Origin of the sequence: Actinomadura sp. NTSP31 (genome assembly GCF_041951385.1) — a bacterium.
GTDB lineage: Bacteria > Actinomycetota > Actinomycetes > Streptosporangiales > Streptosporangiaceae > Spirillospora > Spirillospora napierensis.
The window spans coordinates 1-19399 of the sequence record NZ_JBGNUT010000045.1; the positions used below are offsets into that span (position 1 = coordinate 1).

Genomic DNA, 19399 nt, shown 5'->3' on the forward strand with positions numbered 1-19399 from the left:
TCGCTTCGCGATGGACTTCGTCCACCCTTGACTTTGGAGCCTCTGCGGCCCCTGAGGCAGCGCTTTAGGGGCAGGCTCCGCCTGCCCCGCCTGGTCGCGCCACCCCACCGCCCCCGAACCAGCGGACGAAGAGGGGGGCGGGTGGGATGGAGGGGCTGACAGGGGTCCGTTTCTCCGGGCATGCGTGGCTGAAGCCGAATGTGCCGACGAGGCAGGGTGAGGAAGCGGCGTGCCCTGGGCCATTGCTGGGCTGGTGGATTTCGGGACGGTGCCGCACGCGTGGGACATGGTTGGCTCGCCCTGCGCTGGGGTTGGAGTCGTCCGAGCCGTCACGGCGGAGGGCAGGACGCCATGCAATTGGGCATGCCGGTTCGCCCGAGATCCAGGTGGGATTCGGGCGAACCGGTGACGTGAGAGTGGGGCGGTTACGCGGCCCAGTTGACGGTGCTGTCGGGCGGGCCGAACGGCCCCGGTGGCCCGCTACCCGTCCGGGGTCTGGATCTTGATCGGGCGCCCGGCGGTGGCAGCAATCGGTAGATGTACCGCCCGTCGGGATCTTTGCCGATGCCGATCTGATCTGGGCTGGTGTGTTTGAAGCGGTTGTGCCACCCGCAGGTGAGGGCGAGCTGGTCGATATCGGTGGGTGAGTTGCCCAGGGCCCAGCCGTTGACGTGGTCGACCTCGCACAACGTCCCGGGGATCTCGCACTCCCGTACCGCGCAGGTCGGATACAGGGTCTCCAGCACCTGTCGTTGGGCCGCGCTGGCGAACCGCTCCCGATACCCCAGGTACAGGGGCGTGTGTCCCCGTCCGAGCAGGAGGGGTGAGACTCCGGCCGATAGGGCGATGCGGCGGGCCTGCGGTGCGGGGATGGGGGTGCCGTCGGTGAGGCGGGCGGGGGCGTTGCCGCCGGTGAGGGTGTCCAGGTCGCAGATGACGGTGACCTTGGTGGCCTTGTGCCCACCCGACAGGACGCTGGACAGGGCGGCGGCGGTGCGCTCCCCGACGTCGCGGGTGTCATCGGGCCCGGCCGGCTTGGCCAGCGGGGCAAGCGTGCCGTCCCAGATCGCAGCGTCCTCGGCGTTCAGCCAGCCTTTGATGTAGCGGCCGCCGTCCAGGGAGCCGGTGCTAGTGATCCAGGATTTGGCGTAGCCGCGCTTGGCGTCCTCGCCGGGGTCTGCCTCGGTGCCGTTGCGTTCGGCGATGACGTCGCAGATGCGGCGGCCGAACACGCCCACCTTCGCCGCTGAGAAGCCTTGGTCGACGAAGCTCAGCAGGGTGGTCTCGGCTTCGGCGCAGTCGGTGTCCTCCAAGCGGGCCACACTCTGCGCGACCGTGGCCGCATACCCATACGACAACTCCCCGGCGGCGAGGCGTTCGGCGACCTGCGGCAGGCGGTGCCGCTGCCGGGCCAAGACCAGGCGTTCGGTCGTGCGGTTCTCCCGCATCCCCAACCGCGACCGCAACCACGCCCGCGTCGACGGATATCCCCACCGCTTCTGCTCACCGACGGCATCGACTCGGCGGATGAAACCAGCGAGTGCACTTTCCTGCATATCGGCTGCGGCAGCCAGAGTCTCGGTGACTTCCAGACACGCCGCCGCCGACTCGGGAGCTTCTCGCTGGGCGAGTTCAGCAGCGATCGCCGAGACCACGTCCACCAATTGCATGGTAGACGCGGCCTCCAAGTCGACCGTCACTGATTGCATAGGTAAAGCATACCCTACGTGCTCGACAAAAGTCGGCGCGACGGCCCTTATTTCGATGCTCCGAAAAAAGGTATGGCTAGGTATACCCGCGGCATACTGATCATCCTCTACGGGGCCCGGGGAACGCTATTTTATGGGGATTTGCGAGCACGCGTACGGAAGGGGGTGGTGGGGTGGCGCGACCGGGCGGGGCAGGCGGAGCCTGCCCCTAAGCGCTGCCTTAGGGGCCGCAGAGGCTCGAAAGTCAAGGGTGGACGAAGTCCATCGCGAAGCGACGCCGAAGGCGCCCTTGACTTTTGAGAAGCGGCCCCGTACGCAGCGCCACCCCACCACCCGAACACCCTTCTGACTAACAGACGAACACTCCACTCCGAATGTCTGAACACCTCTCGTCATCGGGCTGACCGCTCCCCTGGAGGACAAGAGGACAAGAGGACAAGAGGACAAGAGGGAACGCGAGTTGGTCATGAGGCGGTGGTCGGAGGCCGGTGTTCGAAGTGCCTTGGCATGTGTCACGCAACGGTGGCCCACGCCGGACCACGGCAGCGGGGCCGGGCTCGCTTTCTGGCTCGGCGGGCAGAAAAGTCGAACGAGCGTGGAATGGCTGAGGAGCGAATTCCAGGCGCATGCAGCGTCTGCTGAGGCGGGTGGGCGCGTCGTGTGGCCGGGGTGCTACAGGAGGCGGGCGGCGAGGAGGGCGGCGCCGTGGACAGCGGCCTGGTCGCCGAGTTTCGTGGCGGCCAGCGGCGGTGCGGGACGGAACTTCAGGCGGTCGGCGAGCCGCGACTCCAGGGGGTCGAGGAGTGCGGGTCCCGCCTGGGCCAGGCCGCCGCCGAGGACGAACAGGCCCGGGTCCAGCAGGAGCGTCGTGGCGGCGAGGCTGTCGGCCAGGCAGTCGAGGGCCTCGGACCAGACCTGGGCCGCGACCTCGTCGGTGGCGGCGCGGGCGATGACGTCCTCCGCGCGGGTGAGCGATGCGCCGTTGGGGGAGGGGGCGCCCGCGGGGACGGTGGCGTGGGCGGTGTAGCGGCGGGCGATGGATGCGGCCGAGGCGTAGGTCTCGAGGCAGCCGCGGTTGCCGCAGGCGCAGTCCTCGCCGCCGGGGCGGACGACGATGTGGCCGACCTCGCCGCTCCAGCCGGAGACGCCCGGGTAGGTGGAGCCGTTGAGGATCAGCGCGGCGGCGATGCCGGTGCCGATGGCGACGAAGACGAAGTCGCCGGCGTCGCGTCCGGCGCCGAGGACGGCTTCGGCGAGGCCGCCGGTGCGGACGTCGTGGCCGAGGGCGACGGGGAGGCCGAGGTGTTCGGCGGCGAGGTGCCGCATGGGGACGTCCCGCCAGCCGAGGTTGGCGGAGTTGACGGCGGTGCCGGACGCCTCGTCGACGATGCCGGGGACGGCGATCCCGGCGGCGCGGGCGGGCCGCCCGAGGGCGTCGGCGCGGGCGGCCATGTGCGCGGCGAAGTCGAGGATCCCGCCGACCGGGTCGGTGCGGTCGGTCGGGCACGACTCGGCGAGCAGCACGTCCCCGCCCGCCCCCGCCCCGGCCGGGGCGGAGACGAGCGCGGCCTTCATGGACGTCCCGCCGACGTCCAGCCCGATGAGCGTCACTTGACCGAGCCCGCAGTGAGGCCGCCGATCAGGTACCGCTCGATGAAGACGAACAGGATCACGACGGGGACGATGGCGATCAGCGAGGTGGCGAACAGGTACTGCCAGTGCGCCTGGTACTGCGTGACGAACGAGGGGATCGCGACGGTCAGCGGCTGCCGGTTCGGCGACGCGGTGACGGTCAAAGCGACGATGTACTCGTTCCAGGCGGAGATGAACGTGTAGACGACGGCGGTGATGACGCCCGGGGTGGAGATGGGGAGCGTCACCCGGAACAGCGCGCCGAGGCGTCCGGCGCCGTCCAGGAACGCGGCCTCCTCCAGTTCCTTGGGGATGCTGGAGAAGTAGCCGTGCAGGATCCAGATGCAGAACGGCAGGTTGAACGCGGCGTTCACCAGGATGAGCGCCAGCAGGGTGTCGGTCAGGTTGAGCGCGACCATCTCCCGGAAGATGCCGATGACCAGCGCGGTCGGCGCGAACATCTGGGTGACCAGGACGAGCAGCAGGAACGCGCCGCGGCCGCGGAACCGGTTGCGCGCGGTGTAGTACGCGGCGGGCATCGCGCACGCCAGCGTCACCACGGTGGCGACGGCGGCGACGACGAGCGACACCCGCATGTTGGTCCAGATCGGCGCGGCCTTCCAGACGTCCACGAAGTTGGACCACTGCCAGTGCCCCGGCAGGTAGGTGCCGGGCGACTCGGTCAGCTCGTGCTCGGTCTTCAGCGAGGTGAGGAACATCTGCAGGTACGGCGCCACGAAGATCAGCGCGACCAGCCACCCCACCCCGGTGAGGACGATCTTGCGGACGGGAGAGCGTTTCATCGGACCTCCTCCCGCCACCGCGTGGCCTTCAGGTACACCAGCACCATCACCAGGATCAGGACGAAGTTGACGACGGCCATCGCGGCGGACTCGCCGACGTGCTGGTCGTAGAACGCGAGCTTGTACATGAAGGTGGTGGTGGTGTCGGTGGCGTGCCCGGGACCGCCCGCGGTCATCGCCCAGATGATCGGGAACGAGTTGAAGACGTTGATCACGTTGATGATGGAGGCGATCAGGACGGCGGGCCGCAGCAGCGGCAGCGTGATCCCGAAGTAGGTGCGGAAGGCGCCGGCGCCGTCGACGCGCGCCGCCTCGTACACGTCGGACGGGATGGCCTGGAGCCCGGCGAGGATGACGAACGAGGTGAAGGGCAGCGACACGAACACCGCGACCCACATCATCCAGATCATCGCCTGGTGCGGATGGCCGAGCCAGTTCACCGGCTTGTCGATGACGTGCAGGTCGAGCAGCACGCGGTTGACGAGGCCGGAGTAGTTGTCCAGCATCCACTTCCAGATCAGCGCGGTCATCAGCACCGACGCCGCCCACGGGACGATGACGGCCCAGCGGACGATGCGGCGGCCGGGGAAGCGGGCGTTGAGCAGCTGGCCGACGGCCAGCGACAGCACCATGGTGACGACGACGATGGCGGCGACCCACAGCAGCGTGCGCAGCACCACCGGGATGAGGGCGTCCTCGTCGAACAGGTCGGTGTAGTTGGCCGAGCCGCGGTTGCCGAGCGTCACGCCGGACGAGCTGATCTTCAGCAGCGAGGTGCGGACCATCTCGATGACGGGCCACAGCACCACGACGGCGATGAGCACGATGGACGGGCCCAGCCACAGCAGCGGGACGAGCGCGCGCCCGATGCGCCTGGGCAGGGAGGCGCGGGACGCCGGACGGAATCCGGCGTCCCGCCGCACGGCGACGTCCTGCACTCAGCTGGCCTTTTCGGCGGTCTGCTGAATGCCGTCGAGCACCTTCTTCGGGTCCTTGTCGGCGACCGAGGTGCCGAGGCTCTGCTTGACGGCGCCCGCCACCGCCGACCACGCGGGGTTGCTGGTCGGGGCGAACTTGCTCGTCGGCAGCGCGTCCACGAACTGCTTCATGTACGGGTCGGAGCTGAGCGCGTCACCGGCGGACTTCGTCGTCGGCAGGAAGCCCTCCTTGGCGAGGAACCGCGAGACGTTGTCCTTCTGGTAGAAGAAGTCGAGGAACTTCTTGACGGCCTCCTTGTTCTTGCCGTCGTTCTTCTTGAACGCGTCGAGAACGTCCATGACGCCGAGCGTGTTCGGCTGCGAGCTCGCGTTCTTCACCGGCAGCGAGGTGACCCCGAAGTTCAGGTTCGGGTTCGCCGGGGTGATGAATCCGGCCTTGGTGAACGGGCCGCCGATCGCCATTCCGACCTTGCCCTGGGCGAACTGGTTGAACACCGTCTTGCGGTCGGTGCTCTCCGGGTTCGGCTGGGTCAGCCCGGACTTGTTGAGGTCCTTGAGGAAGTTGAGGGTGTCGACGTTGGCGGGCTGGTTGATCGCCCATTTGCCGGACGAGTCGACCCAGCCGCCGTTGTCGTTCATCGCCCAGGAGAAGAACTCCGCCTGGGCCTCCTCGGGGCCGAGCGGCAGGCCGTAGCCGATGGCGCCGGCCTTCTTGACCTTCTCGGCGTCGGCCTTGATGTCGGCCCAGGTCTTGGGCGGGTCGGCGATGCCGGCCTTCTTGAACAGGTCCTTGTTGTAGAACATCAGCCGGGCGCTGGAGATGAACGGCAGCGTGTACTGCTCGCCGTTGAACTTGGCCTGCTCGACGAACGTGGGGGTGAAGTCGCTGAGCGTGGCCGGCGACACGACCTCGGAGGCCTTGTAGAGCAGGCCGTCGCGGGCGAAGTCGGAGAACGCGTTGTAGTTCAGGATGTCGGGGACCTGCTTGGTCTGGACGTAGGTCTTCACCTTGGCGTCCATCTGGGTCCAGTCGACCATCTCCAGGTTCACCTTGTACCCGGAGTTCTTGGCCTCGAAGTCCTTGATCAGGGCGTCCCAGAAGGGCTTGGTGTTGTCGTCGTAGATCGCCGCGACGAATTTGATCGTCTTGCCGTCGGAGTCGTCTCCGCCGGACGAGCTTCCCTTGCCGCATCCGCTGACGCCGAGGGCCACGGTGAGGCCCGCGGCGATGGCGCCGATGAGGTGCCGTTTCATCTGTCCCGCCTTCTTCGGCTCGCACGTGCGGACGCTCCCGCGCGTCCGTGCGTCTTTTCGGCCCGCATGTTCGCGCCGGCTTCGGCCCGGTCACGCGGCGTGCCGTCGCATGACCTCTGGCGCGGTCCCTCCACGGGCGGCGTCGGCCGCCCGTCCCTCCTCCCTTTCGCGCATGAAGAATTGTGCGCGGTGCGATGGCTCACTGAGCACAAACGCGCGTGGTGGCCATGAAGATAAACACTGGTCCGTACCAGTTCAAGAGGTGCATTCCGCAAGAGTCTTAACCGTTACCGGAGGGGCCCGTGGTCCGGTGTGCACGCTGGACTGGTCTGGTCGGGCCGTCCCGGGGCCCCGCCATGCGCGTCCGGCGCGTTCACTGCGAGCGAACGCCAGGCGTCCGGTCAGTGACAGGGCGGTGACGTGGGGTGATGCCGCCGCGCGGCCGGGGCGGGGCGCTGGCCTGCGGTCTGTTTTGCCCCTCTTTACCGGGGTAGCCCGCCGCACGACTCCGAGTGGACGGCGAGGTGACGAGGACATGAACTTCCGGACGGGGCTCGCCGTCGGCGCGGGCGGCTTCCTGGCCGCACGGGTCGCCGGGCGCGCCGGCCGCCGGATCGTGGACCGGGTCATCGCCCGGTACGAGGCCAGGCTCGAACGGACCGTCCGCAGGCTCGCCGCCCGGGCCGAGTTCGGCGGACCGCCGGCCAAGGCCGCGCTCGCCGGAGCAAGGGCCCTGTACGAGGGGAAGTCGCCGGCCCGCGCGCTGCTCAGCGCCGGGTGGACCGCGCTGAAGGAGACGCTCAAGCGGCTCTTCGGCGGCGGGCGGCGCGGCGGGCTGACCAACATCGTCGAGCAGATCGACGTCGGCGCGCCCTGCCGGCTCGTCTACGACCAGTGGACGCGCTTCGAGGACTTCCCGTCCTTCATGAAGAAGGTGGTGAGCGTCGACCAGGCGTCCGAGCAGAAGCTGAACTGGAAGGCGAAGATCTTCTGGTCGAGCCGGAGCTGGCAGTCGACCATCGTGGAGCAGGTCCCGGACCGGCACATCGTGTGGCGGTCCAAGGCCGCGAAGGGGCGGGTGGACGGCACCGTCAGCTTCCACGAACTGGCGCCGGAGCTGACCCGCGTCCTGCTCGTCCTGGAGTACCACCCGGGCGGGATCTTCGAGCGGACCGGCAACCTGTGGCGCGCGCAGGGCCGCCGGGTCCGCCTGGAGCTGAAGCATTTCCGCCGCCACGTCATGACCCGGTCGCTGACCGCCCCGGACGAGGTCGAGGGCTGGCGCGGCGAGATCCATGACGGCGAGGTCGTCCGGGCCCCGTGAGCGACCCGCAGTGAACAGACCCCCGAAACCGAGACATGTGCGGAGGCACGCACCATGAAACGCGGAACGAAGGTGGGCCCGGTGCCCATCGGCCAGATCGCCAAGCGGCTGCCGGTCGGCCGCAAGGGCCCCTCGGGCCTCGGCCGGATCACGCAGAACCTGCCGAGCGGTGTTCCCGGCGGCAAGGCGCTCGGCGCCACCGGCGGAGTCCTGCTCGGCGCCGGCGCCGCCGTCGCGGCGAGCCGCGCGCTCGGCCGCCGCGGCGGCCAGGGCGACGAGCCCGAGCCGGTGCGGGGCGGCGCGTCCGACGAAGCCGAGGCCAAGAGCGGCGGCACGTCCGCGAAGGGCGCCGCCCGCAAGGCCGCGGACAAGGCCAAGGACACCGCCGAGAAGGCCAAGGACACCGCGGGCAAGCCCGCCGAGAAGGCCGGCGAGAAGGGCAAGGGCCTGTTCGGCCGGCTCAAGGACACCGTCGGCGGGGCCCTGAAGAAGGGCGGCGGCAAGGGCGGCGGCGGCAAGAAGGTGAAGGTCACCAATATCGTCGAGCACACCGACATCGGCGCGCCGCGCCGCCTCGTCTACGACCAGTTCACCCAGTTCCAGGAGTTCCCGTCCTTCACGAAGAAGGTCATGACCGTCGACCAGGCGGACGACCTGAAGCTGAACTGGCAGGCGAAGATCTTCTGGTCCAAGCGGACGTGGGAGGCGACGATCATCGAGCAGGTGCCGGACGAGCACATCGTCTGGCGCTCCAAGGCCCCGAAGGGCCACGTGGACGGTGCGGTCAGCTTCCATGAGCTGGCGCCGAACCTCACCCGCGTCCTGGTCGTCCTGGAGTACCACCCGCAGGGCCTGTTCGAGCGCACCGGCAACCTGTGGCGCGCGCAGGGCCGCCGCGTCCGGCTGGAGCTCAAGCACTTCCGCCGGCACGTGATGACCCAGTCGCTGACCCGCGCCGACGAGATCGAGGGCTGGCGCGGCGAGATCCGCGACAGCGAGGTCGTCAAGACGCACGAGGACGCGCTGAAGGAGGAGGAGGCCGAGTCCGGCAACGGGCGGAAGGCCAAGAGCGACTCCGCCTCCAAGAGCACCCGCGGCAGCGACGCCAAGGACAGCAAGGACAGCGCCAAGGACACCAAGTCCGCCAAGGACAAGGAGTACGAGGAGGCCTCCCGGTAGGCCGGGCGCGGGCGGTCAGCGGATCATCCGGGCCAGCTCGACGCGCGAGCGGATCCCGAGGCGGGTGAAGACGTTGCGGAGATGGTGGTCGATGGTCCGCGGGCTGAGCAGCAGCCGCGCCGCGATCTCCCGGTTGGTGGCGCCCTCGGCGACCATCCGGGCGATGTGCGCCTGCTGCGCGGTCAGGCCGGTCAGCGCGGGCGGCTCCCCGGGCCCGGCGGCGGTGCGCGGTGCAGCCGCCTCCGGGTCCGGGGCCGGGCCCGCGTCGCCCGCCGCGCGCAGTTCCGCGCGGGCCTGCCCCGTCCACGCGGCGGCGCCGTACCGCTCGAAGATCCGCAGCGCGGTGCGCAGGTGCTCGCGGGCGGCGCGCGGGCGCCGGCCGCGCCGCAGCCGCGCGCCGAACAGCAGCTCCGTGCGGGCCAACTCGAACACCGCGTCCGCGGACTCGTGCAGCCGCAGCGCCTCGGTGAAGTGCGCGGCGGCCTCGTCGTCGCACTCGGCGAGCAGCGCGGCGCAGCGGCGGGCGAGCGCGAGCCGTCCCGCGGTGCGGGTCGCGTCCGCCCAGCGGGTGAAGTCCTCGGCCGCGCGGACGGCGCGCGCCCGGTGGCCGGTGTAGGTCAGCGCCTCCACCAGGTGCGGGGCGGCGAGCAGCCGGGCCAGCGGGTGCGCCAGGCCCGCGCCGCCGGGCAGCCGCAGCCGGGCGGCGGCGTCGCCGGGACGGTCCGCGGCCAGGTCCAGGCAGGCGGGCGCCCACGCGCCGAACGCGGCGGCACGGGTGAGGCCCCGCCGGTCGGCGCCGCCGAGCCCGCGCCGGTCCGCGCCGCCGGACAGCGCTTCCAGGCGCCGGTGCGCCGCGTCCCGGTCCCCGTTGAACGCGGCGACCAGCGCGAGCGCGGCGAGCTGCTCGGCGGCGTGCCCGTGCTGCCCGGTCGCCCGCGCCAGCCGCAGCCCCTCGTGGCAGGCGGCGACCGGCACCGGCGGATGGCCGAGCAGCGTCTCGCACCGCGCCGCCGCCGCCAGCGCGTAGGACTCGGCGGGCGCGTCGCCGCGCAGCCGCGCGGACGCGACGGCCCCGGCCGCCAGCGTGCGGGCCCGCCCGTCCCCGAGGGCGAGGGCCGCGAGCGCCGCCCACGCCTGCGCGGCGGAGTCGTCGGCGGCCGTCTCGCCCAGCCGGACGGCGCGCCGGAGCAGTCCGGCGGCCTCGGTGTAGCGGCCGCGGAACGTCGCGGCCATCCCGGCGAGGTGCGCCCGCATCAGGTCGGCGCGCGGCGTCTCCGGCGCGCCCGGCAGGTTCGCCGCGCGCTCCGCGATCTCCGCGTACGCGGTGTGGTCGCCCGCGGCGTCGGCCGCCTCGGCCGCCCACATGAGGGCCGACAGCGCCGGCCCGCCGTCGGTTCCGGCGAGCCGCTCGGCCGCGTCCCGCAGCATCGGCACCGCCGTGGCCGGGGACCCCGAGCCCGCCTCGATCTCGCCGCGCAGCAGCTCGGCGAGCCCGGCGCGGGTCCCGTCCTGGTCCAGCGGCCGGATCTCCCGCAGCAGGGCCCGCGCCCGGCGCGCCCGGCCGCCCGCCCAGGCGTCGCCGGCGGCGGCCAGCAGCCGGTCCGCGCGCGCGCCGCGCTCGGACGTCAGCGCGGCGGCGCGCTGCCACGCCCGCCAGGAGTCGCCGTACCGGCCGGCCCGCCGGGACGCCGACGCCGCCTCCGCCAGCTCGTCGGCGATCCGGTCGTCGCCCTCGCCGGACAGCGCCGCCCGGTGCCAGATCAGCGACGGCCGCTGCCAGTCCTGCACGAGCAGCTGCGCGAGCAGCGCGTGCGCGGCGCGCCGCTCGATCCGCGACGCCTCCGCCCACAGCGACGTCCGGACGAGCCGGTCCCGCACGACGACCGCGTCGTCCCCGGCCACCGCGTGGTCGGCCAGCCGCAGCAGGCCCGACTCGCGCGCCGCCTCGATCTCGCGGGCGCCGATCCCCGCCGTCCGGACGGCCCGCGCCACCGTCGGCGCGCCGAGCCACTCCTCCGCCGCCACCATCAGCACCAGCCGCTGCGCCCCGGACGGGAGCCGCAGGTGGCGGCGCCGGTACAGGGTGCGCAGGACGCTGCCGGGCGGCAGCGCGCGGGGCGGCGCGGCGCCGCCGGACAGCTGCGCGGCGGTCAGCCCGCCGGCCAGTTCCCGCACGGCGAGCGCGCACCCGCTCGCCAGGTCGACGACCTCCTCGGCGAGCTCCGTGCCGAGCGCGTCGCCGACCGCGTCCTGCAGGATGCGCAGGCTCGCGTCCTCGTCCAGCGGCGGCAGCCGCAGGTGCGGGATGCCGGTGAGCGGCGCCGGCGTGCGGGAGGCGAAGACGATCGCGAGCCGCTCGTCCTGGACGCGGCGCGCCGCGAAGGCCAGGGCGTCCAGCGTGACCCGGTCGAGCCACTGCGCGTCGTCCACCCGGCACAGCACCGGTTCGGCGCGGGCGGCGAGGCTCAGCAGCTCGCAGACCGCCGAGTACAGGACGAACGGCGCGGGAGCGGCGCCGCCGGTCAGCGGGGCCAGCGCCGTGCGGAAGGCCGGCGGCAGCTCCGCCACCAGGCCGGACAGCGGCCGCAGCAGCCGGTGCAGCCCCGCGTAGGGGACGTCCGCCTCCGCGGGGACGCCGATGGTCGACAGCACGCGGAACCCGGCGGCGGCGTCGCGCGCGGCGGCGTCGAGCAGCGCCGTCTTGCCCATGCCGGCGTCGGCGACGAGGGTCAGCGCGCCGCCGTGCCCGTCCCGCGCCCGGCCGAGGAGCCCTTCGACGGCCGTGACCTCCCGGTCGCGCCCGTACAGCCGATCGTGTCCAGACAACACACCCATGGTCAGCAGAGGAGCACGCGCCCGCCGGACGGTCCAGAGCGGCGTTCTGTTTCGGGGCGGCGGCGCAACGGGAACGGGCCGCGATTGTGCACCGGCACAGTGCGGGCGGGGACCGGTGGTCCCAAAGTACTCGCGGTGGCACGATGAGCCCCCCTGCATTGTGCCGGAGGTGGCGGGCGATGACGGCAGGCCGGTCGGGAACCACGGAACGCGCGGACGCCGGAAGCGGCGAGGCCCTCCGCGGGGACCCCGCCCACGAGCCGCCGCGCCGCGACCCCCTCGGCCGGGAGCCGGGCCGCGCGGACGACGACCGGGCGATCCTGCGCAAGGCGGTGCTGCGGCTCACCGACCGGCTGCCCGACCTCGCCGACCGGCTCGCCGCCGAGATCCTCGCCGGTGACGACGGCGACCGCTCCGAGCAGCTGCGCGGCGACCTGTCGGAGGTCTGCCGGACCGGGCTCGGGCACGGCTTCGAGGCGATCCTCGACCCCGGCCGGGGCCGCGCCGACCTGGACTGGGCGCGCCGGCTCGGGCGGCGCCGCGCCCATCAGGGCCAGCCGCTGGACCAGCTGCTGCGCTCGTACCGGCTGGCCGGGCGGGTGTTCTGGGAGGCCGTCGTCGAGGTCGTCGGCCGGCACGACCCCGGCAACGTGCCCGCGCTCGTCCGGCAGGCGACCCGCACCTGGGACACCATCGACGAGCAGTCCGGCGCCGCCGCCGCGGCCTACCACCAGACCGAGCTGTCGCTGGCCCGGCGCAGCGAGGAGCGCGTCCAGGCGATCGTGGACGCGCTGCTGGACGGGCAGGGCGCGGACGGCGGCCTGCTCGCCACCGCCGCGTCCGTGCTCGGGCTGCCGGCCGCCGGCCGCTACGCGGTGGTCATGCTCGGTGCCGAGGGCGGCTTCGCCGGCGGGTTCGCGCGCGAGTTCTCCGGCGGCCGCGACCGGCGCCCGGGCGACATCGGCGGGATGCGGTTCATCTGGCGGCTGCGCGCCGACGCGCAGGTCGCGCTCGTCGCGCTCGGCGCCGCGGAGCTGGACGACCTCGTCGAGGCCGTCCGCCCCTACGCCCACGCGCACGCCGGCGTCAGCCCCGTCGTGCACTCCCTCGCCGAGCTCGGCGGCGCGCGCTGGCTGGCCGAGCTGGCACTGCGGACCTGCCGCGGCTCCGGCCGGCAGATCGCCCGCCTCGACCGGCGCCTCCCCGACGCGCTGGTGCTGTCCCAGCCCCGGCTGGCCGGGCGGCTCGGCGACGTCGCGCTCGGCGGCCTGACCGGCGTGGACCCCGCGTTCCGGGACGTCCTGCTCGCCACCCTCACCACCTGGCTGGACTGCGACGGCTCCGCCGCCCGCGCCGCCGACCGGCTGTTCTGCCACCGCAACACCGTCCTCAACCGGCTCCGCAAGGTCGAGCAGCTCACCGGCCGGACGCTCGCCCACCCCCGCGACCTGGTCGAGATCGCGCTCGCCCTGAGCGCCGTCCGGCTGCACGGCCCGGCCCCGGGCGAGCGGCGCGACGCCTCCGGCTGACCGGCTAGCCGGTGACCGGTCGACCGGTGACCACGGCGCGGACCAGGCGGAAGTAGTCGAAGGGGCGCAGCGCGTCGGTGCGCCGCCACGCCCGGGGCGGGACGGCCCGCTCCAGGGTCAGGTTCTCGACGACGTCGAAGCCGTGGTCCTTGAGCAGGGCGTTCACCTCGTCCGGCGCGAACCACGTCCGGGACGGCTCGCCGGAGTCCCGGACGACCCGCGCGGCGATCTCGGCGTAGGCGTCGCCGTCGGCGTCGCGCAGGCCGGGCGGCAGCGCGTAGTCCATGACCAGCTCGGTGCCGGGTGCGAGGCGGCCGATCTCGGCGAGCGTCCCGGCGACGGCGTCGCGGGTGAGGAAGTAGGCGACGCCGAGCCAGCTCACGAGCGCCGGGCGCGCGGTGTCGAGACCCGCCGCGGCCAGCGGCCGGACCGGCCCGTCCGGCGCCTCGAAGTCCACCGGGACGAGCGAGGCGTGCTCGGGCACGGGGATCCCGGCGGCGTCCAGCAGCCCCCGCTTCCATTCCTGCGTCGCCGGATGGTCGGCCTCGAAGACGCGCCGGCCGGCGGGCGCGCGGAAGGCGTAGGTGTCCAGGCCCGCGCCGAGGATCGCGTACTGGCCGAACGCGCCGGCCCGTGCCTCGGCGTACCGGCTGCGGACGGTGGTGACGGTCCGGGTTCCGGCGAGGATGATGTGCCCGCCGTTGCTCCGGTGATAGCCGATCATCTCGTCCGCGAGGCCGCCGAGCAGGCGCGGCGCGAGCGGATCGGTGAAGATGAGGGGCCGGTCGTCCACCAGCGGGTGGGCGGCCCGCGCCGCCGCGGCCGACAGCGCGGTGCGGCTGGGCTGTCCTTCGTTCATCGAGCCTGCCCTCCTTCCGGCTCCGGTGTTCCCGGAGCGCTCGAGAAAGGCAGCCTATTCGGCGATAACGCCATCATAGCAGCCGCAAATAAATTCCCCATATACCTCGCGTCAAGATCTAGCGGCATTCTTTTCGGTGCGCCCTCCGTATTTACCCAGTGCCGCCGGAGGCGGGTTAACGCAGAGCTAACCCGGCGTTGTCGTCCGGCTGATGCGGTGGTGGCTAACTTGGCGGTCGGACGAAGACCGGCTGCCTTAGGGGGAGGGCATGGGACTCACCGGAGGCGGATTCATCGCGCTGCTGTTCCTGGCGGTCGCGGGCCTGTTCGCGTTCACCCTGTGGTGGTGGCCGCGGGGCGCGCGCTCGGGGGCCGGCGCCGTCGCCGCCAGGCTCGGGCTGCTGGCCGGGACGCAGGCCGTCACGCTGCTCGCCGTGCTCGTCGCCGTCAACGCGCACTTCGAGTTCTACTCCGGCTGGGACGACCTGTTCGCGACCAACGCGGCGCCCGCGCGGATCAAGCACGTGATGGCGAAGGCCGGCGGGCCGGTGAAGCAGATCGACACCGCCACGGTCAAAAGGCTCGGCAGTGCCGCCACCAAACGCGACGCCGCCGTATCCGGCGCGGTAGAGGAATATCGCTTCCAGGGCCAGGAAACGGGACTGAGCGCCGAATCCTTTGTGCTGCTTCCGCCGCAGTACTACCAGCCCGCGTACGCCCGGACGCGCTTTCCGGTGATCGTCGTCCTGACCGGCTATCCGGGGCATCCCACCGCGCTGCTGCACACCATGCGCTTTCCCGAACTGGTCAGGCAGGGGGAGCGGGCCGGGCTCCCGCCCGCCGTCTACGTGCTGATGCGGCCGACGGAGGCGCCGCCGCGCGACACCGAGTGCGCGGACGTGCCCGGCGGTCCGCAGGTGGAGAGCTTCTTCGCCGCCGACGTGCCGCTGGCGATGTGGGCGCACTACCGGGTCGCCGCCGCCCGCACCGGCTGGGGGATCATGGGCGACTCCACCGGCGGGTTCTGTGCCGCCAAGCTCGCGATGAAGCACCCCGACCGCTACTCGGCCGCGGCGTCACTGTCCGGATACTTCAATACGATCCAGGACATCACGACGGGCAAGCTGTTCGGCGGGAACAAGGCCCTCCAGGACGAGAGCAACCTCCTGTGGCGCGAGAAGCACCTTCCCGCCCCGCCGATCTCCCTCCTCGTGGCGTCCTGCCGGGTCGGCGAGAAGACCTTCCCGGAGAACGAGCGGTTCATCGCCGGGATCCGCCCGCCCACGCGGGCCGACAGCCTGTTCCTGCCGTCCGGCGGGCACAACTACCGCACGTTCCGCCGCATGGTCCCCGCGACGCTCCGCTGGTTCGGCACCCACCTCAAGGCCGAATGACGGCCACGCGGATCGGGCGCGCCATCAGCCGCCGCCGTCGGCGGCGTCCTCGGGCGCGGGCTCGGGCATGGGTTCGGACGCGGGCAGCAGCAGCGTGAAGATCGGCGGGGACGGCCGGCGCAGCACCAGCCGCCCGCCCTCCGCCTCCGCCAGGCCCCGCGCCAGCGCCAGCCCGATCCCGTGCCCGCCGTCCCCCATGCCGCCTGAGTGCCGGCGCGCGAAGATGTCCTCGGCCTCGGTGACGCCGGGCCCCTCGTCCGACACGTCGATGGCCAGGCCGCCGCCGATGTCGCTGGCCTCCACGGTGACCCGCCCCGCGCCGTGCGCCTGCGCGTTGTCCAGCAGCACCCCGAGGATCTGCCGCACCGCCGACGCCGACGCGTGCACCTCCGGCAGCGGCCCCCGCGCCGCCACCTCCAGCGGACGGCCCGCGGGCGGCCGCAGCCGCAGCTCCTCCAGCAGCCCCGGCACGTCCAGCCGCTCCCGGTTCGGAGCGGCGTCCCGCGCCAGGCTCAGCAGGTCGTCGATGATGTCGCGCAGGTGCTCGCCGCGCCGCACCGCCGTCCGCACCGCCGCCGCCAGGTCCGCCCCGGGCCGCTCCAGCGCCGACTCCAGCCCGAGCAGCAGCCCGGTCAGCGGCGTCCGCAGCTGGTGCGACACGTCCGCGCTGAACGCCCGCTCCCGGTCCAGCATCGACCCGAGCCGGCGCGCCGTCACCTCCAGCGCCCGGCCCGCCTCGTCCGCCTCCAGCACCCCCGACGACCGCGCCCGGACGGTGAAGTCGCCGTCCCCGAGCGCCTGCGCCGCCGCCGTCAGCCGCTCCAGCGGGCGCGCCAGCCGCCGCGACTGGTACCGCGCCACGAACGCCGCCAGCCCGATGATCAGCAGCGCGAACGCCGCCATCACCCACCAGGCCCGCTCGATCCGCCGGGCGACGACCCGCTCCGGCATCCCGACCCGCGCCACCGACGTCACGCCCTCGTCCGACGGGATCGGCGCCGTCACCACCAGCCGGCCGTGCTCGTCGCGCTGGTGCAACCGCCCGTCCCGCGCCTGCCGCGCCGCGCCCGAGTGCGGCGGGCCCTCCCCGGTCAGCAGGTTCCCGTCGATCCCGTAGATCCCCACCCGCAGCCGCTCGTTCAGGCCCTCCGGCAGCCGGATCGGCCGCGGCCGCCGCGCCTCGTCGTCCGGCGCCGTCGCCGCGACGCGGGTCGCGTCCCGCTCCAGCCTCGTCACCGCCTCGTTGCGGTACAGCCGCTGCACCGCCACCGCCAGCGGGATGATCAGCAGCGCCACCGCCACCGCGGTGATCCCCGCGATCGTGACCAGCAGCCTGCGCCGCAGCGGCGCCGTCCTCGCAACCGCGTCCACACTCGCCTCCCGCCCGGAGGATAGCCGCGGCCGGGACGCCCCGGCCCGCCGCGCGGACGCGCCGCGCCAAGGTAAGCGAGGCCCTAACCCGCCGCACAGCCGCCGCTCACGCGCCCCGCACTAGGTTGCCTGCTGACGCCGGCGTCGAGAGGGGGAGGCACGATCATGCGCAGGCTGCTCATCGGCGTACTGATCGTCACGGCGCTGGCCGGCGTCGGGCTCGGCCACGCGGTCCACGTCCACCGCGACTGCGCGGACGAGCCCGGCTCCCGGCTCGGCAAGGTCGTCGACGCCGTCACCGACGCCGTCACCGCGACCACCCACGGCTCGTTCTGCCCGCCGCGGCGGCCCGGCGCCCGGGCGACCGCCGTCCCCGCCCGCACGTGACCGCCCCCGTCCGTACCATCGGGACCATGGCCGGACCGTACGTGCTCGTCGTGGAGGACGACGAGGCCATCGGCAGCGAGCTCGCCGAGGCCCTCGCCGCGCACGGCTACGAGGCCGACTGGGCCGCCACCGGCGGCGACGCCCTCGACAGCGCGTCCCGCCGCGCCCCCGACCTGGTCCTGCTGGACCTCGGGCTCCCCGACATCGAGGGCGTCACCCTGTGCCGGCGGCTCCGCACCGTGCTGCGCGACGCGGTGATCGTCGTGCTCACCGCCCGCACCCAGGAGTTCGAGGTCGTCGTCGCCCTCGACGCCGGCGCCGACGACTACCTCACCAAGCCGTTCCGGCTCACCGAGCTGATGGCCCGGCTCCGCGCCCACCTGCGCCGCAGCAGCGCCGGCCGCGCCGATGAGCGGTTCGTCACCGCCGGCCGCCTCACCCTCGACCTCGCCGCCCGCCGCGCCAGCTACGCCGGCACCGAGATCGCGCTGCGCCCCAAGGAGTTCGACCTGCTCGCCCGGCTGGTGTCCAGCGCCGGCGAGGTCGTCACCCGCGAGGACCTCATCGACCAGGTCTGGGACACCAACTGGTTCGGCCCCACCAAGACCCTCGACGTGCACATCTCCGCCCTGCGCCGCAAGCTCGCCCAGCAGGGCGCCGACCCGGGCAGCATCACCACCCTGCGGGGCCGCGGCTACCGCTACGAACGCGACTGAGAGCCGCCGCCAGCGCGCTGCCAGCGATCTGCCAGGGCCGCTCCCGATCCTGGGACCCATGATCCTCATCGCAGGCGCCGGCCCGACCGGCCTCACCCTCGCCGTCGACCTCGCCCGCCGCGGCGTCCCGCACCGCATCGTCGACCCCGGGCACCCGTCCGGCTCGCGCGGCAAGGGCCTCCAGCCCCGCACCCTCGAGGTCTTCGACGACCTCGGCGTCATCGACGCCGTCCGCGCGGCCGGCGCCCCCTACCCGCCGCTGCGCGCCTACGCCGGCGCCGACGTCGTCTGGGAGGGCCGCATGCACGAGCCCGTCCCGCCGACCCCCGCCGTCCCGTACCCGAACGTCCTGATGGTGCCGCAGTGGCGGACCGAGCGGATCCTCCGCGACCGCCTCACCGCCCTCGGCGGCCGCGTCGACACCGTGGGCCTTTCGAGTTTCACGCAGGACGACGAGGGCGTCACCGCCGTCCTGACCGACGGCACGACCGTCCGCGCCGCCTACCTCGTCGGCGCCGACGGCGGGCGCAGCACCGTCCGCAAGACCCTCGGTGTCCCGTTCCTCGGCGAGACCCGCGAAGAGGAGCGCATGCTCATCGGGGACGTCCGGACCCCCGACCTGGACCGCGACCACTGGCACATGTGGGCCGACCCCGAGACCCGGACCCCTCGCATCGGCCTCTGCCCGCTCCCCGGCACATCCGACTTCCAGTTCACCGGCCCCCTCGCCCCCGGCGAAGACCCGGAGCTCTCGCTCGCCACGTACCAGAAGCACCTCACCGCCGGCACCGGCCGCGACGACCTCCGCCTCACCGGCCTCGGCTGGGCGTCGGTCCACCGCGTCAACATCCGCATGGCCGAACGGTTCCGCTCCGGGCGCGTCCTCCTCGCCGGCGACGCCGCCCACGTCCACTCGCCCGCCGGCGGCCAGGGCCTCAACACCGGCGTCCAGGACGCCTACAACCTCGGCTGGAAGCTCGCCGCCGCCCTCTCCGGCGCGTCCCCGCTCCTCCTCGACACCTACGAGGAGGAGCGGCTCCCCGTCGCCGCCGGCGTCCTCGGCATCAGCACCGCCCTCTACCGGAAGGCCGCCGAAGGCCAGGCCGACGCCTACCGGCGCGGCGAGGAGACCCGGCAGCTGCTCCTCGCCTACCCCGACAGCCCGCTCTCGTCCGGCCCCCTCGGCGGCACCCGCGCCCCCAACGTCCTCCTCGCGGACGGCACCACCCTCTTCGACGCCTTCCGCGGCCCCCACTTCACCCTGCTGGCGTTCAACACCGAGGCCCCGCCCCTCGGACCGGCCGTCCGCGCCGTCCACATCACGGGCAACCCCGACGCCGAGGCCGCCTACGGCATCACCGCCCCGACCCTCGTCCTCGTCCGCCCCGACGGCTACCGAGCCCACACCGGCGACCCCGACTCCACCACCACGTACCTCTCCCGCCTCAACCTCCGCTGAAAAGGCGGCCT

At 73.2% G+C, this 19399-nt stretch carries 15 protein-coding genes; 7 read left to right on the forward strand and 8 right to left on the reverse strand.

Annotated features, from left to right (window positions below; all coding sequences use genetic code 11):
- Positions 1 to 425: 425 nt before the first annotated feature.
- The 5 genes from ACA514_RS44405 to ACA514_RS44425 all read right to left on the reverse strand — a co-directional run bounded on the left by ACA514_RS44405 (position 426) and on the right by ACA514_RS44425 (position 6336).
- Positions 426 to 1709: a DUF222 domain-containing protein gene (locus tag ACA514_RS44405; RefSeq protein WP_375047513.1), complete on the reverse strand. Its 1284-nt coding sequence runs from the start codon at positions 1707 to 1709 to the stop codon at positions 426 to 428.
- Positions 1710 to 2381: 672 nt separating this feature from the next.
- On the reverse strand, positions 2382 to 3320 hold the full coding sequence (locus ACA514_RS44410; RefSeq protein ID WP_375047514.1) for an ROK family protein: 939 nt from the start codon (positions 3318 to 3320) through the stop codon (positions 2382 to 2384).
- A complete protein-coding gene (locus tag ACA514_RS44415; protein WP_375047515.1) occupies positions 3317 to 4144 on the reverse strand; it encodes a carbohydrate ABC transporter permease in 828 nt (275 codons plus the stop codon). Before ACA514_RS44415 ends, ACA514_RS44410 begins: the two co-directional genes overlap by 4 nt.
- Positions 4141 to 5082, reverse strand: coding sequence for a carbohydrate ABC transporter permease (locus tag ACA514_RS44420; protein ID WP_375047516.1), 942 nt, complete (start codon positions 5080 to 5082; stop codon positions 4141 to 4143). The genes ACA514_RS44415 and ACA514_RS44420 overlap by 4 nt, the downstream gene beginning before the upstream one ends.
- Positions 5083 to 6336: an extracellular solute-binding protein gene (locus ACA514_RS44425; protein ID WP_375047517.1), complete on the reverse strand. Its 1254-nt coding sequence runs from the start codon at positions 6334 to 6336 to the stop codon at positions 5083 to 5085. It lies immediately after the preceding gene.
- Between the two features lie 535 nt (positions 6337 to 6871).
- Between ACA514_RS44425 and ACA514_RS44430 the strand changes: the two genes are divergently transcribed.
- Positions 6872 to 7660 (forward strand): SRPBCC family protein, encoded by a 789-nt coding sequence (locus ACA514_RS44430; protein WP_375047518.1) that lies wholly within the window; start codon positions 6872 to 6874, stop codon positions 7658 to 7660.
- Positions 7661 to 7741: 81 nt separating this feature from the next.
- Positions 7742 to 8839 carry an SRPBCC family protein gene (locus tag ACA514_RS44435; RefSeq protein WP_375047519.1) on the forward strand — a complete coding sequence of 366 codons (1098 nt, stop codon included), beginning with the start codon at positions 7742 to 7744 and terminating at the stop codon, positions 8837 to 8839.
- Between the two features lie 15 nt (positions 8840 to 8854).
- On the opposite strand, the gene ACA514_RS44440 is transcribed toward ACA514_RS44435, so the two are convergent.
- On the reverse strand, positions 8855 to 11665 hold the full coding sequence (locus tag ACA514_RS44440) for an AAA family ATPase (protein ID WP_375047520.1): 2811 nt from the start codon (positions 11663 to 11665) through the stop codon (positions 8855 to 8857).
- Between the two features lie 188 nt (positions 11666 to 11853).
- On the opposite strand from ACA514_RS44440, the gene ACA514_RS44445 reads away from it, so the two are divergent.
- Complete coding sequence (locus ACA514_RS44445) at positions 11854 to 13203, forward strand: PucR family transcriptional regulator (protein WP_375047521.1); 1350 nt, start codon at positions 11854 to 11856, stop codon at positions 13201 to 13203.
- Positions 13204 to 13207: 4 nt separating this feature from the next.
- Here the strand turns inward: ACA514_RS44445 and ACA514_RS44450 are convergent, their stop codons facing one another.
- A complete protein-coding gene (locus tag ACA514_RS44450) occupies positions 13208 to 14062 on the reverse strand; it encodes a class I SAM-dependent methyltransferase (protein WP_375047522.1) in 855 nt (284 codons plus the stop codon).
- 268 nt (positions 14063 to 14330) lie between these two features.
- Here ACA514_RS44450 and ACA514_RS44455 point away from each other — a divergent pair, with 268 nt between their 5' ends.
- Entirely contained in the window at positions 14331 to 15455 is a 1125-nt protein-coding gene (locus ACA514_RS44455) for an alpha/beta hydrolase (RefSeq protein ID WP_375047523.1), read from the forward strand.
- A gap of 24 nt (positions 15456 to 15479) precedes the next feature.
- Here the strand turns inward: ACA514_RS44455 and ACA514_RS44460 are convergent, their stop codons facing one another.
- Entirely contained in the window at positions 15480 to 16826 is a 1347-nt protein-coding gene (locus ACA514_RS44460) for a histidine kinase dimerization/phospho-acceptor domain-containing protein (protein WP_375047524.1), read from the reverse strand.
- Between the two features lie 165 nt (positions 16827 to 16991).
- Here ACA514_RS44460 and ACA514_RS44465 point away from each other — a divergent pair, with 165 nt between their 5' ends.
- From ACA514_RS44465 to ACA514_RS44475, 3 genes are read left to right on the forward strand one after another with little or no spacing between them, the layout of a single operon-like run.
- On the forward strand, positions 16992 to 17213 hold the full coding sequence (locus tag ACA514_RS44465) for a hypothetical protein (RefSeq protein ID WP_375047525.1): 222 nt from the start codon (positions 16992 to 16994) through the stop codon (positions 17211 to 17213).
- Positions 17214 to 17239: 26 nt separating this feature from the next.
- The gene (locus tag ACA514_RS44470) at positions 17240 to 17929 is read left to right on the forward strand and encodes a response regulator transcription factor (protein WP_375047526.1); all 690 of its coding nucleotides are present in this window, start codon (positions 17240 to 17242) and stop codon (positions 17927 to 17929) included.
- Between the two features lie 58 nt (positions 17930 to 17987).
- Positions 17988 to 19388: an FAD-dependent monooxygenase gene (locus tag ACA514_RS44475; protein ID WP_375047527.1), complete on the forward strand. Its 1401-nt coding sequence runs from the start codon at positions 17988 to 17990 to the stop codon at positions 19386 to 19388.
- The last annotated feature ends 11 nt before the right edge of the window (positions 19389 to 19399 follow it).